Raw genomic sequence first — 9,544 nt, 5'->3', positions numbered from 1 at the left:
CCCGCTGGCGCGGGCGGAGGGCGATCGACGAAGCAGCCGACGCGCCGCTGACCTATCTGCAGCTTGAGATGGGGGGCGAAGCCGCCGATATTCGTCTGCAAACCTTCCTGCGTTACGGGCCGGAGATGGTGGAATTTTTCCATCAGCGGACGGCGGTGCAGTTTCTCTCGGGCAGCGCCATGCCGGACTTTCACCCGTCGCCGGGTGCGGCGAACGGAGGGCGGTCGGTCACCGCGCACCCCTACGATGGCCGCCTGCTCGGCGACTGGCTCCATCGCCTGCGTCCGCCGCTGGAAACCATTAGCCTGGGCGGGATGGGCATCGCCGGCGGCGCGGATATGGCGCATTTTTTCAATGCCACCCGCTCGCCGCGCTCCGCGCTGTATGCCGCCCGCCGCCTGCTGCGCCACGGCTGGCAGCGGCTACGCGCCGGACGGGGGCAGCATCTGGTCAATGGCAATGCGCTGGTCGCCCGTCTGCTGCGATCCGCCCTCGACGCCGGCGTGCGTTTTCAGCTCAATGCCCCGGTGGTCCGGCTGCTGCAGGGTCCGCCGGGCGTGTCCGGCGCGGTGCTGCGCAGCGACAGCGGGGAGATTCACGTCGAAGCTGGCGCCGTGGTGCTGGCCTGCGGCGGTTTTCCCCACGATCGCCAGCGGCTGGCGCAGGTGGTGCCCCACGCGGCGGAGGGTTACGGCCATTTCTCCGCCGCACCGCCGGACAATCAGGGCGAGGGGATCAGGCTTGGCGAATCCGTCGGCGGCCAGTTCGACACTTCCCTGCGCCACCCGCTGGCCTGGGCGCCGGTGTCCCGCGTCACTCTGGCCAGCGGCCAGCAGCTAATGTTTCCTCATCTGGTGGAGCGCGCCAAACCCGGGGTGATCGCCGTCCTGCCCAACGGCAAACGTTTTGTTAACGAGGCCGACTCTTATCATGACTTTATCGCCGCCCTGCTGGCGGCCACACCCGCGGGCGACACGCCGCAGGCGTGGCTGCTGGCCGATCGTCGTACGCTGCGTCGCTACGGCCTGGGCCACGCCAGACCGTTCCCGTTCACCCCCACCGCCTGGCTGCGTACCGGCTATCTGCAGCGAGGAAACACCCTGGCGGAGCTGGCGAAGCAGTGCGCTATCGACGCCAATGCGCTGGCGAAGACGTCGATTTTCACCGCGGGGCATCAGCCTATAACCGCGCCCAGGGTGACCATCAGGTGACGCTCGGACCGCTGCGCGAAGGGCCGTTCTACGCGGTGCGCATTCTGCCCGGCTCGCTGGGCACCTTCAGCGGATTGCAAACCGACGAACACGCCCGGGTGCTGGATGAACAGCAGCAGCCGATACCGGGTCTGTACGCCATCGGCAACGACATGTCGAGCGTGATGCGCGGCTATTACCCCAGCGGAGGGATCACCCTCGGGCCCGCCATGACCTTCGGCTATCTGGTGGGTAAAAACCTGGCAAAAAAAACAAATATAAACAATAACATAACTTGATTTCCACGAATGGATGCACCCTAACTCTCTTCACCTGCAACTGTACCGGAGCCCTTTATGAACAAGCGTACCCTATCGCTCGCCGCGCTGACCCTGCTCGATGTCCCTCCCCCCGAACAGGTGCGGATTGCGGCCAGAACCGGTTTTACCCACGTTGGGCTGCGACTGCTCCCCGCCACACCGACCGACCCGGACTACGACATGCTGGGCGATACCCCGGCCGTCCGGGCGACGCTCGCCGCGTTGATGGAAACTGGCATCCGCGTGTCGGACGTGGAGATCGTCCGCCTGACCCCCGGGTTTACCCTCGACGATCGGCTGCAGCGTTTTATGGAGACCGCCGCGCGTCTTGGCGCCGGACAGGTGTTAGTCGCCGGCAATGATGACAACCTTCAGCGCAGCGCTGACAACCTCGCCATCCTCGCCGCGGCCGGTCGTCCATTTGGGCTGACCATGAATCTTGAGCCGATGCCCTGGACCCAATTGCGCAACATCGCCGCAGCGCAAGCACTAATCGCCGCCAGCGGGCGGGAAGACATCGGCATTCTGGTGGACGCTCTCCATTTCTGGCGCGCGGGAGAATCGCTCGCCGCCCTCTCCAGCCTGCCCGCGCATCATCTCAACTATATGCAACTCTGCGATGGCGCGGCGCAGAAGCCGGAGAGCGAGCAGGAACTTATCCGCCAGGCCCGCTCGGCGCGCAACGTGCCGGGGGAAGGCGGTCTGGATCTGCATGGTCTGATGTCGGCCCTGCCGGCGACGCTGCCGGTCTCTCTCGAAGTGCCGCTTGACGGCGAGCAAGGCGCCCTGCCGCCTCTTCAGCGGGCGCAGTTACTGTTCGATGCCGCGCAGCCCTACCTGCGCGCCTGCGCATAAGGAATACGCTATGACACAGACTCAACGCCTGGATGTCAGAGAGTTAATAAATCGTAACCCGCTGAGCCGATTTCAGAAGCTGATTATATTTCTCGGCTTTTGCGTCATCGCTCTCGATGGTTTTGATATCGCGATCATGGGCTTTATCGCCCCGACGCTAAAGCTGGAATGGGGGGTAAGCAACCACCAGCTGGGTCTGGTGATCAGCGCCGCGCTGATCGGCCTCGCGCTGGGGGCGATTTTCTCCGGCCCGCTCGCCGACTGGCTGGGACGTAAGAAAATCATCATCAACAGCGTTTTCTTCTTCGGTTTCTGGACCATCGCCACCGCCTTCTCGCACAACGTAGAACAGATGATGTTCTTTCGCTTTCTGACTGGCCTCGGGCTGGGCGCCGCGATGCCGAATATCGGGACGCTGGTGTCGGAATACGCCCCGGAACGCCAGCGTTCATTTATTATCACCGTCATCTTTTGCGGGTTCACCTTCGGTGCGGCGGCGGGAGGATTTTCGGCATCGTGGCTGATCCCCCAGTTTGGCTGGCACTCGCTGATGGCGCTCGGCGGTATTCTGCCGCTGCTGTTTGCCCCCCTGCTCATCTGGCTGCTGCCGGAATCGGTTCGTTTTCTGGTGATCAAACAAGCGCCCGCGGCGCGCATACGCGCCATTCTTAACCGTCTCTATCCCGGACAAATCAGCGACAATGTGAGGTTTATCCTACCGGCGCAGCCAGCGGCCGGCAACGCGATGCGCATTGTCCTCTCCCGCCAGTACGGTTTCGGCTCGCTGATGCTATGGCTGGTCTACTTTATGGGGCTGTTCCTGGTCTATATCCTCGGCAGCTGGCTGCCAACGCTGGTTAAAGCGGTAGGAATGACCGTTAGCCAGGCGGCCATCATGACGGCGATCTACCAGGCGGGCGGCACCCTCGGCTCGTTGTTTGCCGGCTGGCTGATGGACAGGATCAACCCCCATCGCGCGCTGGGGATAATCTACGCCGTTGGCGGCCTGTTCACCATGGCGATGGGCTACGCCGCGGGCAGCTTTGCCTTGCTCTGTATGCTGGCGTTTATCAGCGGCGCCTGCCTGAACGGCGCGAATACCGGCATGAACGCCCTCTCCGCCCGCTACTACCCTACACAGGCGCGGGCGACGGGATCCAGCTGGATGCACGGCGTCGGGCGCATCGGCGCCATTCTCAGCGCCTTTGCCGGCGCCGAGATGATGGCGCTCAACCTGCCCTTTGAATGCGTCTTTTTGATCCTCGGTATCCCGGCAGCCCTCACCGTCGCAGGCCTGGCGGCGAAGGGCATCTTTGCGGCCGGTCATCCTCCCGTCGCTTCAACTTCCCCCGCGTCTGTGCGCGGAGCGTCATAGCGGCATCTGGTTCCCGGTGCAATCGGCGGATTGCACCGCCTTCAGCAGCTAATAAAGAAAATTTATTTCATATTTTTTTGAAACGAAAAAACGCCCGCAACAATCTGGACGACTCCGGCAGGCGATATCCCGCCCTCACCTTTTCAACCAAGCGCAAAAGAAACTATCGCTAATTCGATCCCCCTCGCATATATGGAAAATAAATTCCACAACACAATTGAAACAGAACAAACATTTCCTTAAGTTGAAGTCAGTCTATCCGGATGCGCGTTGCCGCAGGCGTCGGCATTGAGCGCCTCAGAGTGCAAATGATTTCAAAAAGGAGAGCACCATGTTAAACGGCCTGAAACCCTTATCCCGTTCCCTGCGCTGGGGCATGGTCGGCGGCGGGGGAACCAGTCAGATCGGCTACAGCCACCGCTGTGCGGCGCTGCGTGACAATGTTTATACCCTGCTGGCCGGCGCGCTTGACGTCGATGCCGAGCGCGGGCGCGCGTTCGGTGAGCAACTGGGCATCGCGCCGGAGCGCTGCTACGCCGACTACCAGACCCTGTTTCGCGAAGAGGCGCAGCGCCCTGACGGGATCGAGGTCGTCTCGGTCACCACCCCGAACAATACCCATTTCGCCATTACCAAAGCGGCGCTGGAGGCGGGACTCCACGTTATCTGCGAAAAGCCCCTCTGCTTTACCACCGAAGAGGCACGCGAGCTGGTGGAACTGAGCAAAAAACAGAACAAAATCGTCGGCGTCACCTACGGCTATGCCGGCTATCAGATGATCCAGCAGGCGCGGCAGATGATTGCCGATGGACTGCTCGGCGAGATCCGCATCGTTAACATGCAATTCGCCCACGGCTTCCATAACCAGGCCGTCGAGCTGCAGGCAGAATCCACCCGCTGGCGAGTAACGCCGAAGTTTGCCGGGCCCAGCTATGTGCTTGGGGATCTGGCCACCCATCCGCTGTTTGTCGCCGAGACCATGGCGCCGCAGCTCAATATCAAACGGCTGATGTGCTCCCGTCAGAGCTTTGTTTCCTCCCGCGCGCCGCTGGAAGATAACGCCTTTGTCCTGATGGAATATGACAACGGCGCGGTTGGCTCGATGTGGACCAGCGCGGTCAACAGCGGCGCCATGCACTCGCAAAAAGTGCGCATCGTCGGCGAAAAAGCAAGCATCGAATGGTGGGATGAGCATCCTAACCAGCTCAGCTATGAGGTGCAGGGCGAGCCGGCGCGCATTCTGGAACGTGGGATGCCCTACCTGTCGCCGAATGCGCTGGCGGATGACCGCATTGGCGGCGGCCATCCGGAAGGGCTGTTCGAAGCCTGGGCCAACCTCTATCGCCGCTATGCGCAGGCGATTGACGCCACGGACCGCGACGATCGCGCCTTCCTGCAAGACTTCTGGTATCCGGACGTCGAAGCCGGGCTGCACGGCGTCTATTGGGTAGAGCAGTGCGTCAAATCGGCTGACGCTGGCAGCCAGTGGGTTGACTTTACTTTACCTTAATTTTCCCCCTCGCCAGTGGAGTCCCCCTCCACTGGTTTATTGATTTTTACCAACTTGTCGCATCGCGCAACAGCCCCGTAATATCTGTTAAACAAACATTTATTTACGCTTCTTACCCCCCGCCGCTACACTAGGCGCAGTTTTTATATTGAGGTGGTAATGAACGATAACAAAATGACGCCAGGGGAACTGCGCGCGACCTGGGGTTTGGGGACAGTATTCTCCCTGCGCATGCTTGGCATGTTTATGGTCCTGCCGGTTCTGACCACGTATGGCATGGCGTTGCAGGGTGCCAGTGAAGCGCTGATTGGCCTGGCGATCGGTATCTACGGCCTGGCGCAGGCGGTGTTCCAGATCCCCTTCGGACTGTTATCTGACCGTATTGGCCGTAAGCCATTGATCGTCGGCGGCCTGCTTATCTTCGTGCTCGGCAGCGTCATCGCCGCGCTCACCGACTCCATCTGGGGCATCATTCTTGGCCGCGCCCTGCAGGGCTCCGGCGCCATCGCCGCCGCGGTTATGGCCCTGCTGTCCGATCTCACCCGCGAACAGAACCGCACCAAAGCGATGGCCTTTATCGGCGTCAGCTTCGGCGTCACCTTCGCCATCGCCATGGTGCTGGGGCCGATTGTCACCCACCAGCTGGGTCTGCACGCGCTGTTCTGGATGATCGCCATCCTGGCGACCGTCGGCATCCTGCTCACCCTGTGGGTGGTGCCCAACAGCCATAACCATGTCCTTAACCGCGAATCCGGGATGGTGAAGGGCTGCTTTAGCAAGGTGCTGGCGGAGCCGCGCCTGCTGAAGCTTAACTTTGGCATCATGTGCCTGCACATTATGCTGATGTCCACTTTTGTCGCCCTGCCCGGACAACTGGAGGCCGCCGGCTTCCCGGCCGCCGAGCACTGGAAGATTTACCTGGTCACCATGGTTATCTCGTTCATCTCGGTGGTGCCGTTTATCATCTACGCCGAAGTGAAGCGCAAGATGAAGCGCGTCTTCCTGCTCTGCGTCGCCATCCTGCTGATTGCGGAAATTGTCCTCTGGGGCGCCGGAGGCTACTTCTGGGAGCTGGTGGCGGGCGTTCAGCTCTTCTTCCTGGCGTTTAACCTGCTGGAAGCGCTGCTGCCGTCGCTAATTAGCAAGGAGTCTCCGGCGGGCTACAAAGGCACCGCGATGGGCGTCTACTCCACCAGCCAGTTTCTCGGCGTGGCGATTGGCGGCGCGCTTGGCGGCTGGGTCGATGGTTTCTTTGATTCGCAAACCGTGTTTCTGCTGGGCGCCCTGCTGGCGATGCTGTGGCTGCTGGTGGCCAGCACCATGAGCGAGCCGCCGTACGTCAGCAGCCTGCGGGTGGAGGTGCCGGAAGGCGTGGTGGTCGACAGCGCGCTGCAGGCGCGTCTGCTGAGCGCCAGTGGGGTTCATCAGGCGCTGGTGGTACCCGAGGAGCGTTCGGTGTATATCAAAATCGACAGCAAGGTCACCAACCGCTTCGAGATAGAGCAGCTCATCAAAGGAGTATAAAAAAAGCGGGGAATTCCCCGCTTTTTGCTGTCTGCCCGCCGCCTTAGTCGCGGAAGTTTTTGAACTGGAACGGCTGTCCCAGATCGCCACCGCGCACCAGCGCCATCACCGACTGCAGATCGTCGCGGGACTTACCGGTCACGCGGATCTCTTCACCCTGAATCTGGGCCTGCACTTTCAGCTTGCTGTCTTTGATCAGTTTAACGATCTTCTTCTGCACCGCGCTTTCAATGCCCTGCTTCAGCTTCGCTTCAACAAACCAGGTTTTACCGCTGTGCACGATATCTTCCGGTACGTCGAGGGAGGTGCCTTCAATGCCGCGCTTGAGCAGCTTGGCGCGAAGGATATCCAGCAGCTGGTTCACCTGGAAGTCAGACTCACTCAGCACTTTAATGGTCTTGTTGGCGTCGTTTAATTCAAAAGTGGCTTCAACGCCACGAAAATCAAAACGCGACTCGACTTCGCGGCTCGCGTTGTCCACCGCGTTACGGGCTTCCTGAAGATCAACTTCAGAGACAATATCGAAAGATGGCATCTTTTCCTCTCCTTCCGTTTCTTTTGCGTTGCATAATACCTGCAACGCGGCATAACTCAACTTGTTATCCCGGAAGCTTAGCTGATTACGCAACGCTCGCGCTATTTTCCCCGTGATGTCCGACGATGCGAAAAGCGACGAGATAGACTTTAGCCATCAGCGCCTGGGATAGCGGCAGATGAGGAGGAACAATGAAAGTAACCGTACTGGGATGCGGTGCGCTGGGACAACTATGGCTGACCGCGTTGTACAAACAGGGACATGAAGTCCAGGGCTGGCTGCGCGTACCGCAGCCATTCTGTAGCGTCAACGTCATTGAAACCGATGGCTCAGTGTTCAACGAATCGCTGACGGCCAACGACCCCGATTTTCTCGCCAGCAGCGAGCTGCTGATCGTCACCTTAAAGGCCTGGCAGGTGTCGAATGCGGTAAAGCACCTGGCCGGGATCCTGCCGGACACCACGCCAATTGTGCTGGTACATAACGGCATGGGCACCGTCGAGGAGCTGCGCGGCGTGAAACAGCCGTTGCTGCTGGCCTCCACGACCCAGGCGGCGCGGCGCGATGGGAATGTCATCATCCACGTTGCCCAGGGCACCACGCATATCGGACCGGCAAAAAGCTACGAGGGGGACTACAGCTATCTCGCAGAAGTTCTGCAGAGCGTGCTGCCGGATGTCGCCTGGCATAACAATATCCACTCGGCCATCTGGCGCAAGCTGGCGGTTAACTGCGTGATTAACCCTCTGACCGCGCTCAAAGGGTGTAAAAACGGCGATCTGCGCGACTATACGCAGGAAGTTGCGGCCATTTGTCGCGAGGTGGCGGCGGTGATGGAGCGCGAAGGTATTCATACCTCGGCGGAAAACCTGCTATTTTATGTCGAACAGGTAATTGAAAGTACGGCAGAAAATATCTCTTCCATGCTGCAGGACGTTCGCGCCCAGCGGCATACAGAGATCGACTACATCACCGGTTTTCTGCTCAACCGCGCCCGCGCCCACGGCGTCGCCGTACCGGAAAACGCCCGCTTATTTGAATTGATCAAGCGTAAGGAGAATGAATATGAGCGCGTCGGCACTGATTTGCCTCGCCCCTGGTAGCGAAGAGACCGAAGCGGTCACCACTATCGACCTGCTGGTCCGCGGCGGAGTAAAGGTGACCACCGCCAGCGTCGCCAGCGACGGCAGCCTGACCATCGTCTGTTCGCGCGGCGTCAAACTGCTGGCGGATGCGCCGCTGGTCGAGGTGGCCGATGGTGATTTCGATATCATCGTCCTCCCGGGCGGTATCAAGGGCGCAGAGTGCTTCCGCGACAGCACGCTACTGGTGGAAACCGTCCGCCAGTTTCATCTCTCTGGGCGCATTGTGGCCGCCATCTGCGCCGCCCCGGCGACCGTGCTGGTACCCCATAATCTGTTCCCGATCGGCAACATGACCGGTTTTCCGGCGCTGAAGGAACATATCCCCGCCGAGCAGTGGCAGGATAAAAGAGTGGCCTGGGATCCGCGGGTGAATCTGTTAACCAGCCAGGGTCCGGGGACTTCGATTGATTTCGCCCTGAAAATGATCGATCTGCTGGTGGGGCGCGAGAAAGCGTATGAGGTCGCCTCACAGCTGGTGATGGCCGCTGGCATCTATAATTACTACGAAGCCTGATAGCCGGTCCGCGCCGCGGGCTGGCTCCCCTTTTCCTGAGGAGTCGCAGCATGTCCCGGAGCGCAACCGATTCTCGCGATCTTGTAATCAGCCGCCTGCTCAGCGCGCCCGCCCCAGCCCTGTGGCGCGCGTGGGCCGACCCGGCATTACTCCGAACCTGGTGGTGCCCGAAGCCCTGGCAAACCGAGGTTCTGGCCTTTGATTTTCGCGCCGGCGGGGCCTTTCACACCGTGATGCACGGGTCTGACGGTGAACGCAGCGATAACCCCGGCTGTTTTCTTGAGGTTATCCCGCAACAAAAAATCGTCATGACCTCGATGCTGACGGCGGATTATCGCCCCGCCGTTTCCCCCTTCGCGATGACGGCCATCATCACCTTTGCCGATGAACAGGTCGGGTGTCGCTATACGGCTACGGTGCTGCATGCCGATGATGAAACCCGCGAGCAGCATGAGCAGATGGGATTTTTCGAGGGCTGGAATATTGTCATCGATCAGCTCAATGACCTGGCGCTGACCCTGCGCTAATACACTCCCCTGCCAATAGTAAAAAGGCCTTCCATTAGGGAAGGCCTTT

8 protein-coding genes and 1 pseudogene are annotated in these 9,544 nt (G+C 60.4%); 8 read left to right on the top strand and 1 reads right to left on the bottom strand.

Going from position 1 to position 9,544, the window contains the following annotated elements; translation table 11 throughout:
- The 5 genes and pseudogenes from HMPREF1024_RS30515 to HMPREF1024_RS19840 form a co-directional block, all read left to right on the top strand.
- Positions 1–1,489: pseudogene (locus HMPREF1024_RS30515) on the top strand (FAD-binding protein); the annotation flags it as partial.
- A 57-nt stretch (positions 1,490–1,546) separates the two neighbouring features.
- Positions 1,547–2,365 (top strand): sugar phosphate isomerase/epimerase, encoded by an 819-nt coding sequence (locus HMPREF1024_RS19825; RefSeq protein ID WP_009307936.1) that lies wholly within the window; start codon positions 1,547–1,549, stop codon positions 2,363–2,365.
- 10 nt (positions 2,366–2,375) lie between these two features.
- Positions 2,376–3,740 carry an aromatic acid/H+ symport family MFS transporter gene (locus HMPREF1024_RS19830; protein WP_009307935.1) on the top strand — a complete coding sequence of 455 codons (1,365 nt, stop codon included), beginning with the start codon at positions 2,376–2,378 and terminating at the stop codon, positions 3,738–3,740.
- A gap of 331 nt (positions 3,741–4,071) precedes the next feature.
- Positions 4,072–5,250: a Gfo/Idh/MocA family protein gene (locus tag HMPREF1024_RS19835; RefSeq protein WP_009307933.1), complete on the top strand. Its 1,179-nt coding sequence runs from the start codon at positions 4,072–4,074 to the stop codon at positions 5,248–5,250.
- Between the two features lie 159 nt (positions 5,251–5,409).
- Positions 5,410–6,774 carry an MFS transporter gene (locus HMPREF1024_RS19840; protein WP_009307931.1) on the top strand — a complete coding sequence of 455 codons (1,365 nt, stop codon included), beginning with the start codon at positions 5,410–5,412 and terminating at the stop codon, positions 6,772–6,774.
- A 43-nt stretch (positions 6,775–6,817) separates the two neighbouring features.
- Here the strand turns inward: HMPREF1024_RS19840 and HMPREF1024_RS19845 are convergent, their stop codons facing one another.
- On the bottom strand, positions 6,818–7,309 hold the full coding sequence (locus tag HMPREF1024_RS19845; RefSeq protein ID WP_002891465.1) for a YajQ family cyclic di-GMP-binding protein: 492 nt from the start codon (positions 7,307–7,309) through the stop codon (positions 6,818–6,820).
- A gap of 191 nt (positions 7,310–7,500) precedes the next feature.
- Between HMPREF1024_RS19845 and panE the strand changes: the two genes are divergently transcribed.
- Genes panE through HMPREF1024_RS19860 form a run of 3 tightly spaced genes read left to right on the top strand, consistent with a single transcriptional unit; the run spans position 7,501 to position 9,495 of the window.
- Positions 7,501–8,412 carry a 2-dehydropantoate 2-reductase gene (gene panE, locus HMPREF1024_RS19850; protein WP_004183164.1) on the top strand — a complete coding sequence of 304 codons (912 nt, stop codon included), beginning with the start codon at positions 7,501–7,503 and terminating at the stop codon, positions 8,410–8,412.
- Positions 8,375–8,968 carry a protein deglycase YajL gene (yajL, locus tag HMPREF1024_RS19855; protein WP_009307928.1) on the top strand — a complete coding sequence of 198 codons (594 nt, stop codon included), beginning with the start codon at positions 8,375–8,377 and terminating at the stop codon, positions 8,966–8,968. The genes panE and yajL overlap by 38 nt, the downstream gene beginning before the upstream one ends.
- A gap of 50 nt (positions 8,969–9,018) precedes the next feature.
- Positions 9,019–9,495 carry an SRPBCC family protein gene (locus HMPREF1024_RS19860; protein ID WP_009307926.1) on the top strand — a complete coding sequence of 159 codons (477 nt, stop codon included), beginning with the start codon at positions 9,019–9,021 and terminating at the stop codon, positions 9,493–9,495.
- Positions 9,496–9,544 lie beyond the last annotated feature (49 nt).

Source organism: Klebsiella sp. 4_1_44FAA (genome assembly GCF_000238715.1).
GTDB classification, from domain to species: domain Bacteria; phylum Pseudomonadota; class Gammaproteobacteria; order Enterobacterales; family Enterobacteriaceae; genus Klebsiella; species Klebsiella pneumoniae.
The sequence above is the reverse complement of the archived record's forward strand: the minus strand, read 5'-3'. Positions and strand labels throughout refer to the sequence as shown.